The following is a 15,796-nucleotide window of genomic DNA, read 5'->3' as shown; positions in this document are numbered from 1 at the left end:
TCCGACCGATGGAGCCCGGCTTCGCGCCCGCGAAGGTCAACCTGACGCTGCATGTCACCGGCCGCCGTGCGGACGGCTACCATCTGCTCGACTCGCTCGTGGCCTTCGCGGATGTGGGCGACCGGCTGGCGGCGGGGGCGGGCGACGGGCTGACGGTGACGGGGCCCTTCGCGGCGGGGGTGCCCACGGGCTACAGCAATCTGATCCGGCGCGCGCTGTCGCATGTCGGGGTGCGGCGGGCGGTCTCCCTCGAGAAGAACCTGCCCCATCCCGCGGGCCTCGGCGGCGGCTCCTCGGACGCCGCGGCCGCGCTGCGGCTCGTCGGCGCGGAGCCGGGGCCCGAGGTGGCGGAGACGCTTGGCGCGGACGTGCCCGTCTGCCTTCTGGCGCGGGGCGCGCGGATGCGGGGGATCGGGGAACAGGTGGAGCCGGTGGCGCTGCCATCGCTGCCCGCCGTCCTCGTGAATCCCGGGGTCGCGGTGGCGACGCCAAAGGTCTTCGCGGCGCTCGCCAGGCCGAACAATGCCGACATGGGCGCGCTGCCGGATTGGGCGGATGCGGCGGAGCTGATCCCGTGGCTCGGGACCATGCGCAACGACCTCGAAGCGCCGGCGCGCAGCCTTGCGCCGGAGATCGGCACGGCGCTGGCTGCAATCGGCGGGACCGGAGCCACCCTTGCCCGGATGTCGGGATCGGGGGCGACATGCTTTGGCCTTTACCCGTCACGGGCCGTCGCGGAGACGGCGGCGGCGGCCCTCGCACGCCCCGGCTGGTGGGTGCGCGCCTGCACCCTGCGCTAGAGCGCGCGCGCGACCACGTAGTCGGCCAGGTCGCCCAGCATGTCGCGCAGGTCGCTCTCCGGCAGGCGGGCCAGCGCCGCCTTGGCCCGGTCGCGCCAGGCGATGGCCTCGAGCCGGGTTTCCTCGAGCGTACCGTGACGAGCGAGGATGGCGCGCGCGCGGTCGAGATCATCGGACTTGCCCCGCTCCAGCGCGTCACGCCAGAACGTGCGCTCGGCCGCATCGCCGCGGGCCAGCGCGCGGATCACCGGCAGGGTCAGCTTGCCCTCGCGGAAGTCGTCGCCGAGGTTCTTGCCGATCCCGTCCCCGGCTCCGCCGTAATCGAGCCAGTCGTCGATGATCTGGAAGGAGATGCCGAGCGCGTCGCCGAACGCGGCGAGGGCCGCGACGTGATCCTCGGATGCGCCGGCGACGACGGCCCCGCTTTCGCAGGCGGCCTGGAAGAGCGCGGCGGTCTTGCCGCGCACGACCCGCAGGTAGGTCTCCTCGGTGGTGGAGAGGTTGCGCGCCGCCGTCAGTTGCAGCACCTCGCCCTCGGCGATCGTGGCGGCGGCCCCCGAGAGGATGTCGAGGATGCGAAGGCTGCCGGTCTCGACCATGAGCTGGAAGGCGCGGGCAAAGAGGTAGTCGCCCACGAGGATGCTCGACTGGTTGTCCCAGAGGAGGTTGGCCGTGGGGCGGCCGCGCCGCTGCCGGCTCTCGTCGACGACGTCGTCGTGCAGGAGCGTCGCGGTGTGGATGAACTCGACCGTCGCGGCGAGCTTCACATGGTCGCCGCCCGCGTAGCCGCAGAGCCGCGCCGCCGCGACCGTCAGCAGCGGGCGCACCCGCTTGCCCCCGGCCTCGACCAGATGTGCGGTGACCTCGGGGATGCGTGGCGCGTTCTCGGAGGCCATGCGCGCGGTGATGAGCGTGCCGACGTCCGCCATGTCGTCGGCCAGCGCGGCGGCGAGGCGTTCATGGGGCTTGATCGGTTTCGCTTCGGTCATCACTTCTGGTCCTCGACAAGGCGGCGGTGCGCTCCTAGCTGTCTGTCCATGAGGGAACTGCTGCGCACCAACGACCCGTCGATCATCGCCTTTGCCACCGCCCTTCTGGACGGCGAAGACATAGAGTGCTTCGTCCTCGATGAAAACATCTCGGTCCTCGAAGGGTCTATCGGCATCTTGCCGCGGCGGATGATGGTCGCCACGGACGATCTGGATGCCGCGCGGGACGTGATGGTCGACAACGGCATCGCCGTCAGCGCGTGACCGGCGAGACCACGCGCGACGCCTTTCTCGGCGGTCGCCTGACGCTTCTGCAACCGGCACGCGGCTTTCGCGCCGGCAGCGACGCCGTCTTGCTGGCCGCCGCCTGTCCGGCGCGGGCGGGGGAGCGCGTGCTCGATCTGGGCTGTGGTGTGGGCGCTGCGATGTATTGCCTCGGGCATCGGGTGCCCGGCGTCTCGCTCACCGGCGTGGAATGCGACCCGGAGACGGCCGCGCTGGCCCGGCGGAACGGCGGGGCCGAGGTTGTCGAGGGCGATGCGCTCGACCCGCCTTCTGCCGTGCGGCGCAGCTTCGATCACGTGATCTGCAATCCGCCCTACTTCGCCGCCGGCAGCGGGCGACCCACGGCGGACATTGCGCGCGAGGCGGCGTTGCGCGACGCGGGGGACTTCCCGCGCTGGCTCGACGCAGCGGTGCGCCGGGCGGGACCGAAGGGCAGCGTCACACTGATCGCCCGCGCCGACCGGTTCGAGGAGATGATCGTCGGCCTCTCGCCGCGGCTCGGCGCGCTCGTCGTCCTACCGATCGCGGCGCGGGCGGGGCGGGCCGCGCAGCGTGTGCTGGTGCAGGGCCGGAAGGGGCGGCGCGCCGCGATGCGGCTTCTCGCTCCGCTCGTGCTGCACGAGGGCCCGGCCCATCTGGACGACGGCAACGACCACAGCGCGGCGGCGGAACGGGTACTGCGACACGGCGGCGCACTCCTGCTGGAATGAAGGATATCGGCCGCAACAAACTGCCGCCCGACCGGGAAAACCCGTGACAGGCGGGGGGGCGGTGTGCTGCTATCGGAGGGTAATCAACATCAGAGGAGAATGCCATGTCGCTCACGTCCCATCTGTCGGAGTTGCGAAAGAAACATGAGGTTCTCTCTCAGCAGGTCGAGGCCGAGGCCCGCAGCCCGGGGGTGGACAGTCTTGCGCTGAGCCAGCTCAAGAAGCGGAAGCTGGCGATCAAGCAGGAGATCGAGAAGCTCAGCGCCACCGCGCATTGATCCGACCTGATGCGGTCGCCGCCCGTTCCGGGAAACCGGGGCGGGCTTTTTCCTGCGCGGGTGGTCGATGACCGTGCGTCTAGTCCCCCGCGCGCACGATGCGCCGCCCGTCGCGCAGCCCCTCCATGCGCCCCGCCTCACGCGCGAGCCAGTCGAGGAAGGCCCGGGTGCCGGGGCGCGTCTCGGCCCCCTTCGGGCAGAGGACGCGGAAGTTGGCGCGGGGCATCAGCCCGGTCTCGAAAGGTGCCACGAGGCTTCCTTGCCGCAGGGCCGTCTCGCCCAGGCTGATCCGCCCCAGCACGACGCCCGCCCCCGATTGCGCGGCGTCGATGGCGTGGTCGGCCTGGCTGAAGTGGGTGCCGTGCAGGTCCGGCGTGTCGAGGTCGTGGGTGCCGAACCAATCGGCCCAGGAGACGGTGTTCTTCAGGAATTTCATCGAGTCGTCGAAGATGAAGGTGGCGTCGAGCAGGCTCTCGACGGTCGGATACTTCGGCACGAGATCAGGGTGCATCATCGGCGTCACCCATTCCTCGATCGTCAGCGCAAGGTGGAGCGACGGATCGTCGGCGACATCGATTGGACCGAAGCGGATGGCGATATCGACGTCATCCGTGGCGAAGTCGAGCATCCGCAGGGTCGCGGCGAAGCGCAGCTCGATCTCGGGGTGGCTGCCGGCGAAGTCGAAGAGCCGGGGCGCCAGCCACTTCGCGGTGAAGGCCGGGCCGGCGGTGACCGTCAGGATGCCCGAGTCGAGCACCCGTTTCGCCGCGCGCCAACCTGCCGTAAGCGTTTGAAATCCCTCGCTTGCCTGGGGCGAGAGCGCTTGTCCGGCTTCGGTCAGTTCGACACGGCGGTTGAGGCGATGGAAGAGGGGAGCGCCGAGGTGTTCCTCGAGCGACTTGATCTGGAACGATAGCGCGGCGGGGGTGACGTTGAGCTCCCCCGCGGCGGCCTGGAAGGAGAGGTGACGGGCGGCGGCCTCGAAGGCGCGCAGGGCGGTGAGCGGGGGGAGGCGATCGGACATAACGATCAAGTATATCTTATCCGATACGTTGGGAAGTCTCGTTTGTTAAGTTGAAACGGGCGGATCATATTGAGGTCAAGGAAACGAACCTGAACCGAAGGAATAGCCGCCATGATCGAGACGCATACCTCCCCCACCTATGACGAGGCCTTCGCCCGCGCCCACCGCGAACGGGCCGAGGCCTTCCGCGCGATGCTCCGCTTCTTCCGTATGCCGACGGTCCTGCCGCGCCGGCAACCTGCCGCAGCCTGACCGCAGCCACGGACGAGAGAGGCCCGGTGTCCGCTTGGACACCGGGCCTTTTTTGAGCGTTTTGTACAAACCTTGCCGCCCGGATCGGACGTTTTGTACAAAACCGTCCGGATGGATTCAGGCCAGGTACTGACCGCCGTTCGCCGAGATCGTCGAGCCGGTCACGAAGCCCGCATCGTCGGACGTGAGGAATGCGACGGCGCGGGCGATCTCCTCGGCCTCGCCCAACCGGCCGACCGGGATCTGCGGCAGGATGACCTCGTTCATCACCTTCTCGGGGATGGTGCTCATCATCTCCGTGTTGATGTAGCCCGGGGCGACGACGTTCACCGTGATGCCAGCGCGCGCGCCCTCCTGCGCGAGTGCCTTGGTGAAGCCGATGTCGCCGGCCTTGGTGGCGGCGTAGTTGGCCTGGGCGAACTGACCCTTCTGGCCGTTGATCGAAGAGATCGTGACGATGCGGCCGAACTTGCGCTCGCGCATCCCGCCCCAGACGTTGTGCGTCATGTTGAAGACGCCGTTCAGGTTGGTGTCGATGCACTCGTGCCACTGCTCGGGCGTCATCTTGTGGAAGGGCGCGTCGCGGGTGATGCCGGCGTTGTTGACGAGGATGTCGACGCCGCCGAGATCGGCCTCCACCTGGGCGATGCCCGACTTGCAGGCGTCGTAGTCGGCGACGTTCCACTTGTAGGTCTTGATCCCGGTCTCGTCGGTGAAGGCCTTGGCCTTTTCGTCGTTGCCGGCATAGGTCGCCGCGACTTGGCAGCCCTGATCCTTGAGGGCCTTGGAGATGGCGGCACCGATGCCGCGGGATCCGCCGGTCACGATAGCTGTGCGAGTCATTATGTTTCCTCCGATAGTTTCTTCAGGTTATTTCGTTTCGCCACCGACTGCCATCCTTCGCGCCGAGAGTCCAAGCCTCTTTCACGAGATCGGGGTCGGTGAAGTCGAGTTTTCTTCCCTTGAGCGGCGTTTCCGATGGCTGGACGTAGGTGATGCGGCCGCCGTCGTCGTCGGGCAGCGCGGTGAAACGCTTGGTCAGGAGCACGAGCGTCGGCCCCGCGTCGGGGTCGGGCAGGGGGGCCTTGTCGACCATGCCGCCGTCGTAGAGCGGCTCTCCGTCCCAGGTGCCGGGCCGGAAGGCGGGCGGCACCGTCGCTGCCATGCGGACGAGGCCCGGGAGCTGCCCGGTCCGCGCCGCCGCACGGCCGTCTATGAGTCGCTGCTCCATGCCTGCGATGGCCGAGAGGCGCGGGCGGGGCGTCGGTGCGAAGAGCTGTTCGACCTGATAGATCGTGCCGCCGACGAGGGCGCGCAGCGTCGGCAAATCGCAGTTGCCGGGGGTCGAGACATTGACCTGAAACGCCGGCCCGTCGGCGATGCGCGCAAGCGCCGCGTCGTCGAGCGTTGCCTCGATCACCTCGGTATAGACCCGTTGATGCACGGTGCGGCCGGCCTCGTCGTCGAGGTCATCCGCCGTTACGTTCCGATCCGTCCGTCCGAGTGCGTCGCGGAAGACGTCGCGCAGATGCTCCGCGCGCCCGGCGATCCAGGCAGCCGCCCCGAGCGCTCCGCCCGACGATCCGGTCACACGCGCCGGCCGGAGCGGATGCGCGGCCGTGACCTCCGATAGGAAGCCGCCGTGCCAGAAGCATCGCAGCCCGCCGCCGGAGAAGACCAGCTGGTCGTAGGGGAGAGGGAGCGCCATGGCGGGGAAACGGGCGCGCGCCCGTTTCCGTTCCGCGCGTCAGGGGCGTTCCACGCAGAGGGCGACGCCCATGCCGCCGCCGATGCAGAGCGTGGCGAGGCCCTTCTTGGCGTCACGGCGCTTCATCTCGAAGAGGAGCGTGTTGAGCACGCGGCAGCCCGAGGCCCCGATGGGGTGGCCGATGGCGATGGCCCCGCCGTTGACGTTCACGATCGACGGATCCCAGCCCATGTCCTTGTTCACCGCGCAGGCCTGGGCGGCGAAGGCCTCGTTCGCCTCGACCAGATCGAGGTCGCCGACGCTCCAGCCGGCCTTTTCGAGCGCCTTGCGCGAGGCGTAGATGGGGCCGACGCCCATGATCGTCGGGTCGAGGCCGGCGGTCGCGTAGCTGACGATGCGGGCGAGCGGCTCGATGCCGCGCGTCTCGGCCGCTTCGGCGGACATCAGGAGCGTCGCCGCCGCGCCGTCGTTCAGGCCGGAGGCGTTGGCGGCGGTGACCGATCCGTCCTTCGTGAAGGCGGGGCGCAGCTTCTGCATGGCCTCGATGGTCGCGCCGTGGCGGATGTATTCGTCGGCGTCGACGACGGTGTCACCCTTCCGGCCCTTCACGGTGTAGGCGACGATCTCGTCCTCGAACTTGCCGGCCTTCTGCGCGGCCTCGGCCTTGTTCTGGGAGGCGACGGCGAATTCGTCCTGCGCCTCGCGGCTGATCTGCCACTTCTCGGCGACGTTCTCGGCGGTCTGGCCCATGTGGTAATTGTTGAAGGCGTCCCAGAGGCCGTCCTTGATCATCGTGTCGACGAGCTTCATGTCGCCCATCTTCTGACCCTGGCGGATGGCCTGGGCGTGCATGGACATCGACATGCTCTCCTGCCCGCCGGCGACGACGATCTGGCTGTCGCCCAGCATGATGTGCTGCGCGCCGAGCGCGACAGCGCGCAGGCCCGAGCCGCAGACCTGGTTGATGCCCCAGGCGGCGCTCTCTTCGGGCAGGCCGGCGTTGATGTGAGCCTGACGCGCCGGGTTCTGGCCCTGGCCGGCGGTGAGCACCTGACCTATGATCGTCTCGGAGACCTCGGATTTCTCGACGCCGGCGCGGGCGACCACCTCCTCGATCACGGCGGCCCCGAGCGCGTGGGCGGGGGTCGAGGCGAAGCTTCCGAGGAACGAGCCGACCGGGGTGCGGGCGGCGGAGGCGATTACGACGTTGGTCATGGCGAAGGTCCTTTCGCGCGGCAGACGGGGCGGGATGCCCCAGCGTTGGTTTCGCCTTTGCCTAACGTGCGGGGGCCGCGGGATCAAATGGAGTTGCCGCCGCGGTCCGCGCGGTGCCGGGTTTGCAGGGCTGCCGGTGCTCGGGCGCGCCGCCGTCGGGCAACGGGGCGACCGCGCGTTGCCGCGGGCCTTTCGGCCGATGTCGGCGGGCGGCACCGGCGATCGGCTTGCAGGACGGTGGATCTGCGACGATCGGATGCGGCAGTCGGGGCGCGACGCTCTTGTCGGGATTATCTCAGGAGGGTGGCGCAGCAGGAACGGCGGGCAGGCGCGGGATCGGCAGTGTGGCTTGTGCCGCTTGCATGATGCCCGGCGAGGCTCGTGCCGCGGACCGGTGTTCCGCCAAGCGCACCGCCGTGCCCGGGATCAATCTGCGGATCGGCTTGCGCCAGGCCCGTCCCCTCCGGTCGGCCGCGCCGTCGATCAGCCTGCCGGGCGAAGTTCCGTCGCCGGGTCGAGCCAGGCCGGTCGCGTGGCCGGTGCCCCGTAGTGGAAGCCCTGCAGGCAGTCGATGCCCGCGTCGACGAGGAACTGAGCCTCTGCCGCCGTTTCGACGGATTCGGCCACGGTGAACATGTCGAACTGCTGGCCGATGGAGATCAGCGCGCCGAGGATGCACTGGTTGTCGGCGTCGCTGTCGCAGCCGGCGACGAAGCCGCCGTCGATCTTGAGGATGTCGAAGTAGAACTCCTTGAGGTAGCGGAAGCTGGTGTGGCCCGCCCCGAAATCGTCGAGCGCGAAGGTGACGCCCCGTGACTGGAGATCGGACATGAAGGTGCGCACGAGCTCGGGCACCTTCATCGTCGACCGCTCCGTCACCTCGAGGATGAGGCGGTCGGCGAGCGTGGGGTCGCGGGCGAGCCCGTGGTCGAGGATCGTCATCCATCGGGGATAGCCGATGGAGCGCGCCGACATGTTGACCGAGAGCCGCAGCGTCGGCACGCGGGCGAGGGCGTCGAGCCCGTGGCGCAGCGCGGCGCAGTCGATCTGCCGGCCGAGTTCGGTGTTCTCGACGCTGTCGATGAAGTGCGACGCCGGGATGACGCGGCCGGTGGGGTCGCGCAGGCGGATCAACCCCTCCTGAAAGGCGACGTCGCCGGTGAGCGCGCCGACGACGGGCTGATAGGCGAGGAAGACGCGATCGGCGGCGAGCGCCTCGCGCACGAGGGCGAGGGCATCCCGATCCCGTGCCTCGACCGCTGCGGTGATCGGGTCTTCGTCGGAGGGGGAGAGGAGGGATCGGCGGGTCATCGGCTTCCCGGGGTTGAAAGGCTGCGGCGAGCGTCGCACGGCGGATTGAAGGCTTCGTAAACGTCGCCGCCGAAGCGCCCCCACGTCCAGCGGAAAACGCCGCGGATTCGAGGCAAACTCGCGCGGCCGGCCCTTGCCAGACGGCGCGGCCCGGCGGTAGCTGGGACCGGCGCAGCAGCGAGGAGATCGCCATGGAGCGGTGTGGCTGGGTCGGGGACGACCCGCTCTATCAAGCCTACCACGACACCGAATGGGGCGTGCCCGAGACCGATGGCCGCGCGCTCTGGGAGCAGCTGATGCTCGAGGGGTTTCAGGCCGGGCTGAGCTGGATCACGATCCTGCGCAAGCGCGAGACCTTCCGGGCCGCCTTCGCGGGGTTCGACCCCGAGGTGGTGGCGCGCTGGGGCGAGGCGGAGGTCGAACGGCTCCTGGGCGATCCGGGCATCGTGCGCCACAGGGGCAAGATCGAGGGCACGATCGAGGGCGCACGCGCCTTCCTCGCGCTGGAGGAGGCGGGGCCGGGCTTCTCGCGCTTCGTCTGGGATCACGTCGACGGCGTGCCGATCCGCAATGCCTGGACCGACCTCGGGCATGTGCCCGCCGAAACGCCGCTCTCTCGGCAGGTGTCGAAGGCGCTGAAGGCGCGGGGGTTCAAATTCTGCGGGCCGACGATCACCTATGCCTTCCTGCAGGCCGCGGGCCTCGTGAACGACCATGTGACCCGTTGCGCCCGACATGGGCCGGTGACGCGGATGACGGGCCCGGGCGAAACCTGAGCCGACAGAGAGAACCGATGGCCGCGCGTGAGCGGCGAGCGGGCATCGACCGTCCCGGCGATCCCGGCGCAGGCATGGCGAACGACCCGCCCCTCTTTCGTGACAGGAGATCAGATGAAAGTGACGACGAAACCCCGGCTCGCCGGAAAGACCTGCCTCGTGACTGGGGCCGCGCGCGGCATCGGGGCGGGCATCGCCCGGGCATTCGCCCGCGAAGGGGCCACGGTTCTCGTGACCGACATCGAGGTCGAGGGCGGCGAGGCCGTCGCCCGCGAGATCGGAGGCCGCTTTCGCCGCCTCGACGTCGCGGCGGAGGACGACTGGGCGGCGCTCGCCGAGGCGCAGCCGGAAATCGACGTGGTGGTGAACAACGCCGGGATCACGGGTTTCGAGGGCGACGCGCCTCCGCCCCACGACCCGGAACACGCCACGCTCGAGGCATGGCGGGCCGTCCATGCCGTGAACCTCGACGGCACGTTTCTCGGCTGTCGCTACGCGATCGGCGCGATGCGGGCCAAGGGGGCAGGGTCGATCGTCAACATCTCCTCGCGCTCGGGGCTCGTCGGCATTCCGGCAGCATCGGCCTATGCCGCCTCCAAGGCGGCGGTGCGCAACCACACGAAGAGCGTCGCGCTCTATTGCGCGGGGCAGGGGCTCGACATCCGCTGCAACTCGATCCACCCGGCGGCCGTGATGACGCCGATGTGGGAGCCGATGCTGGGCACTGGCCCCGACCGGGCCTCGCGCGAGGCTGCCCTGGTGGCGGATACGCCGATGAAGCGTTTCGGCCGGGTCGAGGAGGTGGCGGCACTCGCGGTCATGCTGGCCTCGGACGAGGTGGCCTACATGACCGGGGCGGAACTCACGATCGACGGCGGGCTTCTGGCCGGGTCGGCGGCCGCGCCGGGGTAGGGGGCGGCCGGGCTCTCTTCCTGCCGCAAGTACTCCGGGGCCCGGGGCAGCGCCCCGGGGGGAGGCCGCCTTAGGCCCGTTCGTCCTTGGGCGAGCCCATGACGACATAGGTCGTCAGCCGCGCGACCTGCGGCAGGACGCCCAGAACCTCGGTGTGGAAATGCTTGTAGGCGGCGAGGTCGCGCGCCTCGATCCGCAGGAGGTATTCGACGTTGCCGGTGATGTTGTGGCACTCGCGGACTTCGGGGGCGCTGGCGAGGGCACGCTCGAAGCCTTCCTGCCCGTCCTTGGTGTGATCGTTGAGGCCGACCGCGATGTAGGCGGTGAAGCCGATGCCGGCCTTCTCGGGGTCGATCACGGCGCGGTAGCCCTTGATGAGACCCATCGCCTCCATCGCCTGGACCCGGCGCAGGGTGGCCGAGGGCGACAGGCCCACGCGCTCGGCGAGCGCCTGATTGGTGATCCGTCCATCTTCCACCAGGATGCGCAATATCCTGTCGTCGAAATGATTGCTTTGCCTCATATATTGCGAAATATGCCGCCAAAACGCGATCTTCGCAAGGACATGGCGGCCGGATTGGCGGATGCTGCGGTCCATGACACCCGATCTACTCCTCGCCCTTCTGGGCTTCGCCTTCGTGTCGTCCATCACGCCGGGGCCGAACAATCTGATGCTGATGGCGTCGGGCGCGAACTTCGGCCTCTTGCGCACGGTGCCCCACGCGCTCGGCGTGGGGCTCGGGTTCACGCTGATGATCGTGCTCGTGGGCCTCGGCCTTGCGCAGGTCTTCGAGGCTCTGCCCTGGGCGCGGCCGACGCTCGCCGTCGTCTCGGTGGCCTACCTGCTCTATCTGGCCTGGCGGATCGCCAACGCCGCGCCGCCCGAGCGGGCCACGGCCGAGGGACGGCCGATGACCTTCCTGCAGGCGGCGGCGTTCCAGTGGGTCAATCCGAAGGCCTGGACCATGGCGCTGACGGCGGTGACGCTCTACGGCGACGGCTCGGTCCTGTCCGTTCTGCTGGTCGCGCTGGCCTTCGGGGCCGTGAACCTGCCCTGCATCTCGTCGTGGACGCTGCTCGGGCGCGAGATGCGGCGGTTCCTGACCTCGCCCGGACGGCTGCGCCTCTTCAACTGGACGATGGCGGCGCTTCTGGTCGCGTCGCTCGTGCCCTCCATCGGTCCGCTGCTCTGAGTGTTGCGATCGAGTATTTCAGAAGCGGAGAAAGCTCAGTCGAGCGCGATTTCCCGCCGGAAGCCGCCATCCGGCGCGAAGACGAGGAGGCGGTCGTCGGTCGTCGTGGCGAGCCAGTAGGACGGGGCCTGGGTGACGGCGACGATCTCGGCATCCTCCGGGATCTCGAGGGCCTCGGGCAGCGTTACGGCCGCCCCCGGCAGGCGGGTGACAAGCAGGCCGACGACCGTTATCAGCCCGACGATCATCACCCCCGTCAGGATCGTCACCAGCGTCTTCAGGAAGCGCAGGTCGGGGGGCAACCCGGGGTTCTCGTCCATGTCCGACATGCGCGTCACTTTCACCATCGCGGAGAACCCGCCTGCGCGTCTCGATAAGGCAATCGCCCGCGACGTGCCAGCCGAGGCGCATCTGTCGCGCTCGCGGTTGGCGAAGCTTCTGGAGGCGGGCCGCGTGACGGTCGACGGCCGCGTGGCCGGCGCACGCGACAAGGTGGCTGCGGGGGCGGAGATCGCCGTCGACGTGCCGCCGGCGGCGGACATCGAGACGCGGGCCGAGGACATCCCCCTGACGATCCTGCACGAGGACACCGACCTGATCGTGGTGGACAAGCCCGCCGGCATGGTCGTGCATCCGGCCCCGGGCGCGCCGGGCGGGACGCTGGTGAACGCGCTCCTGCATCATTTCGGGGGCGATCTGTCGGGCGTGGGCGGCAGCCTGCGGCCTGGGATCGTGCACCGGATCGACAAGGACACCTCGGGGCTTCTGGTGGTGGCGAAGTCGGACGCGGCGCATCACGGGCTTGCCGCGCAATTCGCCGCCCACAGCGTCATGCGGCGCTATCTCGCCGTCTGTCACGGCGTCCCGAGCGCGGGCGATCCGCGGCTTCGGGGCACGCGCGGCGTGAGCTGGGAGGCGGCGGACGTGCTCAAGATCACCACCCGGCTCGACCGGCACCGCGGCGACCGGCAGAAGCAGGCGGTCTGCTGGGAGGGTGGACGTCATGCGGTGACACGGGCCCGGCGGCTGGAGGATTTCGGGGCCGCGGCCCTGCTCGAATGCTGGCTCGAGACGGGGCGCACGCATCAGATCCGGGTGCACCTGGCGCATGCGGGGCACGGGCTCGTGGGCGATCCGACCTATGGCGGGGCGCGGCGGCTGCCGGGCGGGCATGCGGGCGCGGCGGCCGTGGCGGGCTTCGCGCGACAGGCCCTGCACGCGCGCGATCTCGGGTTCGTGCATCCGGTGACGGGGGCCGAGATGGCCTTCACGTCGGAGGTGCCGGCGGACATGGCGGCGCTCCTTGCCGCCTTGCGCAGGGCGGCCTGAACCGGCGGCGGGCATCCGCAGCGGAACTCTTGCGACAATACGACGTTAATTGTGCGAATGGGCAGGGTGAATGCGCTGTTTTGGCTGTATTCCTGCATGAGCGCAGGTGCTATAGGGCCCGATGACCGCCGATCGCTGGTGTCTGACGGCCCCGTGATCCGCAACATCTTGAAGTCCCGACGGGCGCTTCCCATCTCGCCTTTCAACGGGGTGTTAAGCCCATTAACATGAGGGAGACCACAATGGCAGATACCTACGCCAACCTTCCGGCTCCGAACCCCGAGGCCGGTCTGAACCGCTACCTTCAGGAAATCCGCAAGTTCCCCATGCTGGAACCGGAGGAGGAATACATGCTGGCCAAGCGCTGGGTCGAGGAGGAGGACACCGAGGCCGCGCACAAGATGGTCACGTCGCACCTGCGCCTCGCCGCCAAGATCGCCATGGGCTACCGCGGCTATGGTCTGCCGCAGGCCGAAGTCATCTCGGAGGCGAACGTGGGCCTGATGCAGGCCGTCAAGAAGTTCGACCCGGAGAAGGGTTTCCGCCTCGCCACCTATGCGATGTGGTGGATCCGCGCCGCGATTCAGGAATACGTCCTGCGGTCCTGGTCTATGGTAAAGCTCGGCACGACCTCGGCGCAGAAGAAGCTCTTCTTCAACCTGCGCAAGGCGAAGAACCGCATCGGCGCGCTGGAGGAAGGCGACCTGCGCCCCGAGAACGTGAAACGCATCGCCAACGACCTCGGCGTGACCGAGGAGGAGGTCACCTCCATGAACCGGCGCATGTCGGGTGGCGATGCCTCGCTCAACGTGCAGGTCGGCTCGGATGGCGAAGGAACGACCCAATGGCAGGACTGGCTGGCCGACGACAGCGCGGACCAGGCGGGCGACTATGCCGAGAAAGACGAGTTCGACACCCGCATCAGCCTGATGACCGAGGCGATGGACGTCCTCAATGACCGCGAGAAGGACATCCTGACCCAGCGGCGCCTGTCCGAGGAGACGGTGACGCTCGAGGATCTGTCGTCGAAATACGACGTCAGCCGCGAGCGCATCCGCCAGATCGAGGTCCGCGCCTTCGAGAAGCTCTCGAAGCGGGTGCGGGAACTGGCGCGCGAGAAGGGCATGGTGCCCGCCTGAGCAGAGCCTCCGGGGATCCGGATTCCTCTGGAGACACCAAAGAGGCCGTCCGCTCGGGCGGCCTTTTCGCCGCGGCGTGAAGATGTGGTAGTCTGTGTGCCAGAAGAGGAGGTTCGATATGCCTTACTACGGTGGATTCCTCGCGGCGGTGCCGACCGCGAACAAGGAGACCTATGCGGCGCACGCACGCGAGGCCTGGGAAAAGATCTTCAAGCCCATGGGCGCGCTCTCGATGGTCGAGGCCTGGGGCGACGACGTGCCCGACGGCAAGGTCACGTCCTTCCCGATGGCGGTGAAGAAGGAAGACGACGAGACCGTGGTCTTCTCCTGGATCGAATGGCCCGACAAGGCGACCCACGATGCGGCGGGCGAGAAGATGATGGCCCCCGATTTCGACCCCGGCATGGACATGGCCGAGATGCCCTTCGACGGGATGCGCCTGATGTGGGGCGGCTTCGTTCCCATCGTCTACGAACGCGCCTGACGGGCGAAGGAGAGAGAAATGGCCGGTGGATGGGCGAAGGACGGTGCGGTCTCGGAGCAGATCGAAGCCTCGATCAACGACGAGCTGGCGCGGCTCAAGGCGCGGCGCGCGCCCGAAGGCGAGAGCCTGACCCGTTGCGCAGATTGCGAGGAGCCGATCCCCGAGGCGCGGCGGCAGGCCCTGCCGGGCGTGAAGCTCTGTATCGATTGCGCCGGGCAGCGCGACTCGCGGGTGGCCCCGCGCGGGGGCATCAACCGGCGGGGCAGCAAGGACAGCCAGCTGAAGTGACGGGAACGCGGTGCGCGGTTGCGGGTTGAGCCCGGAGCCGCTCCTGCACCCGAGGCCCATGTTCGCCGATCTCTCCACATCGCTCCTTCTTGCCGTGTTCGCCGTGGCGGGCGCGGTCGTCTTCGTGGTCTCGGTGCGGATGACGGCGCTCGCCGACACGATCGCCGACCGCGCGGGCTGGGGCGAGGCGCTGGTGGGTGGCGTCGTTCTCGGGGCGGCGACCTCGCTCTCGGGGCTGACGGTCTCGATCTCCGCCGCCTGGTCGGGCGACGCTTCGCTCGCCTTCTCGAACGGCGTCGGCGGCATCGCGGCGCAGACGGCCTTCCTCGTGCTCGCCGATCTGACGCACCGGCGCGCGAACCTCGAACATGCGGCGGCCGAGCCCGCCAACCTGTTCCAGGGCGTCCTGCTCCTCGCCCTCCTGACGATGCCGGTGGTCGCCTGGGCCACGCCGCCGGTGACGCTCTTCGGGGTGCATCCGGTGACGCTTCTGATGGTCGGGGCCTATGCCTACGGCGTGCACCTTTCCCATGCGGTGCGACAGGCCCCGATGTGGCGTGCCGTCGACACGCCCGAGACGCGGGAGGACACGCCCGAAGACGCGGCGGAGGCCGGGCGCAGCGTCCGCGGCCCCGCGCTCGCCTTCGCGGGCCTCGCCCTCCTCCTGAGCCTCAGCGGCTGGACGATCGCGCAGGCCGCGGGCGTGATGGTGACGCGCTTCGGCCTCTCGGCGACGCTGGTGGGCGCGGTGATGACGGCCGTCGTCACCTCGCTGCCCGAACTCGTCACGACCATCGCGGCGGTGCGCCGGGGGGCATTGCAACTGGCCGTGGGCGGCATCATCGGGGGCAACACCTTCGACACGCTGTTCCTTGCCGGGGCCGACGTGGCCTATCGCGAGGGCTCGCTCTTCCATGCGGTCGCGCGCGGCGATCTCTTCTGGCTGTCGGTCGGGCTTCTGATGACGGCTGTGCTGCTCGCCGGGCTCATCCGGCGGGAGCGGCGGGGGCCTGCGGGCATCGGGGTCGAGAGCGTGGTGCTTCTGTCGGTCTATCTCGGCGCACTGGCGATGCAGGTGATCGCGCGCTAGCCTCCGCCGCGGG

The 15,796-nt window shown here is 69.2% G+C and carries 21 protein-coding genes; 13 read left to right on the top strand and 8 right to left on the bottom strand.

The window, feature by feature from the left end; all coding sequences use genetic code 11:
* Positions 1 to 8: 8 nt before the first annotated feature.
* Positions 9 to 800, top strand: coding sequence for a 4-(cytidine 5'-diphospho)-2-C-methyl-D-erythritol kinase (locus HSX43_RS11355; RefSeq protein ID WP_179380240.1), 792 nt, complete (start codon positions 9 to 11; stop codon positions 798 to 800).
* Here HSX43_RS11355 and HSX43_RS11350 read toward each other — a convergent pair.
* Positions 797 to 1,789 carry a polyprenyl synthetase family protein gene (locus tag HSX43_RS11350; RefSeq protein WP_179380239.1) on the bottom strand — a complete coding sequence of 331 codons (993 nt, stop codon included), beginning with the start codon at positions 1,787 to 1,789 and terminating at the stop codon, positions 797 to 799. The two genes, HSX43_RS11355 and HSX43_RS11350, sit on opposite strands and share 4 nt — an antisense overlap.
* Positions 1,790 to 1,837: 48 nt before the next feature.
* Here HSX43_RS11350 and HSX43_RS11345 point away from each other — a divergent pair, with 48 nt between their 5' ends.
* The 3 genes from HSX43_RS11345 (at position 1,838) to HSX43_RS11335 (ending at position 3,062) form a co-directional block, all read left to right on the top strand.
* Positions 1,838 to 2,053, top strand: coding sequence for a putative signal transducing protein (locus HSX43_RS11345; RefSeq protein WP_179380238.1), 216 nt, complete (start codon positions 1,838 to 1,840; stop codon positions 2,051 to 2,053).
* Entirely contained in the window at positions 2,050 to 2,784 is a 735-nt protein-coding gene (locus tag HSX43_RS11340) for a tRNA1(Val) (adenine(37)-N6)-methyltransferase (RefSeq protein ID WP_179380237.1), read from the top strand. Before HSX43_RS11345 ends, HSX43_RS11340 begins: the two co-directional genes overlap by 4 nt.
* Positions 2,785 to 2,888: 104 nt before the next feature.
* Positions 2,889 to 3,062, top strand: a complete 174-nt coding sequence (locus HSX43_RS11335; RefSeq protein WP_179380236.1) for a YdcH family protein — start codon at positions 2,889 to 2,891, stop codon at positions 3,060 to 3,062.
* Positions 3,063 to 3,141: 79 nt separating this feature from the next.
* On the opposite strand, the gene gcvA is transcribed toward HSX43_RS11335, so the two are convergent.
* Positions 3,142 to 4,086 carry a transcriptional regulator GcvA gene (gene gcvA / locus HSX43_RS11330; RefSeq protein ID WP_179380235.1) on the bottom strand — a complete coding sequence of 315 codons (945 nt, stop codon included), beginning with the start codon at positions 4,084 to 4,086 and terminating at the stop codon, positions 3,142 to 3,144.
* A gap of 111 nt (positions 4,087 to 4,197) precedes the next feature.
* On the opposite strand from gcvA, the gene HSX43_RS11325 reads away from it, so the two are divergent.
* A complete protein-coding gene (locus HSX43_RS11325) occupies positions 4,198 to 4,338 on the top strand; it encodes a hypothetical protein (protein WP_179380234.1) in 141 nt (46 codons plus the stop codon).
* Positions 4,339 to 4,455: 117 nt separating this feature from the next.
* On the opposite strand, the gene phbB is transcribed toward HSX43_RS11325, so the two are convergent.
* The 4 genes from phbB to HSX43_RS11305 form a co-directional block, all read right to left on the bottom strand.
* Positions 4,456 to 5,181: an acetoacetyl-CoA reductase gene (gene phbB, locus HSX43_RS11320; RefSeq protein WP_179380233.1), complete on the bottom strand. Its 726-nt coding sequence runs from the start codon at positions 5,179 to 5,181 to the stop codon at positions 4,456 to 4,458.
* Between the two features lie 22 nt (positions 5,182 to 5,203).
* Entirely contained in the window at positions 5,204 to 6,046 is an 843-nt protein-coding gene (locus HSX43_RS11315) for a patatin-like phospholipase family protein (RefSeq protein ID WP_179380232.1), read from the bottom strand.
* 39 nt (positions 6,047 to 6,085) lie between these two features.
* Complete coding sequence (locus tag HSX43_RS11310; RefSeq protein WP_179380231.1) at positions 6,086 to 7,261, bottom strand: acetyl-CoA C-acetyltransferase; 1,176 nt, start codon at positions 7,259 to 7,261, stop codon at positions 6,086 to 6,088.
* Between the two features lie 483 nt (positions 7,262 to 7,744).
* Entirely contained in the window at positions 7,745 to 8,572 is an 828-nt protein-coding gene (locus HSX43_RS11305) for an EAL domain-containing protein (RefSeq protein ID WP_179380230.1), read from the bottom strand.
* A 191-nt stretch (positions 8,573 to 8,763) separates the two neighbouring features.
* Here HSX43_RS11305 and HSX43_RS11300 point away from each other — a divergent pair, with 191 nt between their 5' ends.
* Together HSX43_RS11300 and HSX43_RS11295 are read left to right on the top strand one after the other, a co-directional pair.
* On the top strand, positions 8,764 to 9,348 hold the full coding sequence (locus HSX43_RS11300; RefSeq protein WP_179380229.1) for a DNA-3-methyladenine glycosylase I: 585 nt from the start codon (positions 8,764 to 8,766) through the stop codon (positions 9,346 to 9,348).
* Positions 9,349 to 9,462: 114 nt separating this feature from the next.
* Positions 9,463 to 10,260 carry an SDR family oxidoreductase gene (locus HSX43_RS11295; RefSeq protein ID WP_179380228.1) on the top strand — a complete coding sequence of 266 codons (798 nt, stop codon included), beginning with the start codon at positions 9,463 to 9,465 and terminating at the stop codon, positions 10,258 to 10,260.
* 70 nt (positions 10,261 to 10,330) lie between these two features.
* On the opposite strand, the gene HSX43_RS11290 is transcribed toward HSX43_RS11295, so the two are convergent.
* Positions 10,331 to 10,783 carry an Lrp/AsnC family transcriptional regulator gene (locus tag HSX43_RS11290; RefSeq protein ID WP_179380227.1) on the bottom strand — a complete coding sequence of 151 codons (453 nt, stop codon included), beginning with the start codon at positions 10,781 to 10,783 and terminating at the stop codon, positions 10,331 to 10,333.
* A 73-nt stretch (positions 10,784 to 10,856) separates the two neighbouring features.
* Between HSX43_RS11290 and HSX43_RS11285 the strand changes: the two genes are divergently transcribed.
* A complete protein-coding gene (locus HSX43_RS11285; protein WP_179380226.1) occupies positions 10,857 to 11,453 on the top strand; it encodes a LysE family translocator in 597 nt (198 codons plus the stop codon).
* A 35-nt stretch (positions 11,454 to 11,488) separates the two neighbouring features.
* Here HSX43_RS11285 and HSX43_RS11280 read toward each other — a convergent pair whose 3' ends face one another.
* On the bottom strand, positions 11,489 to 11,800 hold the full coding sequence (locus HSX43_RS11280; RefSeq protein WP_235962624.1) for a DUF6476 family protein: 312 nt from the start codon (positions 11,798 to 11,800) through the stop codon (positions 11,489 to 11,491).
* Here HSX43_RS11280 and HSX43_RS11275 point away from each other — a divergent pair.
* The 5 genes from HSX43_RS11275 (at position 11,772) to HSX43_RS11255 (ending at position 15,783) form a co-directional block, all read left to right on the top strand.
* Positions 11,772 to 12,782 (top strand): RluA family pseudouridine synthase, encoded by a 1,011-nt coding sequence (locus HSX43_RS11275; RefSeq protein WP_179380225.1) that lies wholly within the window; start codon positions 11,772 to 11,774, stop codon positions 12,780 to 12,782. The two genes, HSX43_RS11280 and HSX43_RS11275, sit on opposite strands and share 29 nt — an antisense overlap.
* A 242-nt stretch (positions 12,783 to 13,024) precedes the next feature.
* Positions 13,025 to 13,921, top strand: a complete 897-nt coding sequence (gene rpoH / locus HSX43_RS11270; protein ID WP_179380224.1) for an RNA polymerase sigma factor RpoH — start codon at positions 13,025 to 13,027, stop codon at positions 13,919 to 13,921.
* A 118-nt stretch (positions 13,922 to 14,039) separates the two neighbouring features.
* Positions 14,040 to 14,405: a DUF1428 domain-containing protein gene (locus HSX43_RS11265; RefSeq protein WP_179380223.1), complete on the top strand. Its 366-nt coding sequence runs from the start codon at positions 14,040 to 14,042 to the stop codon at positions 14,403 to 14,405.
* A gap of 18 nt (positions 14,406 to 14,423) precedes the next feature.
* A complete protein-coding gene (locus tag HSX43_RS11260; protein WP_179380222.1) occupies positions 14,424 to 14,693 on the top strand; it encodes a DksA/TraR family C4-type zinc finger protein in 270 nt (89 codons plus the stop codon).
* 58 nt (positions 14,694 to 14,751) lie between these two features.
* Positions 14,752 to 15,783 (top strand): sodium:calcium antiporter, encoded by a 1,032-nt coding sequence (locus HSX43_RS11255; protein WP_179380221.1) that lies wholly within the window; start codon positions 14,752 to 14,754, stop codon positions 15,781 to 15,783.
* Positions 15,784 to 15,796 lie beyond the last annotated feature (13 nt).

Origin of the sequence: Jannaschia marina (assembly GCF_013404595.1) — a bacterium.
Classification (GTDB): domain Bacteria; phylum Pseudomonadota; class Alphaproteobacteria; order Rhodobacterales; family Rhodobacteraceae; genus Jannaschia; species Jannaschia marina.
This window is presented reverse-complemented; position numbering and strand designations above follow the sequence as displayed.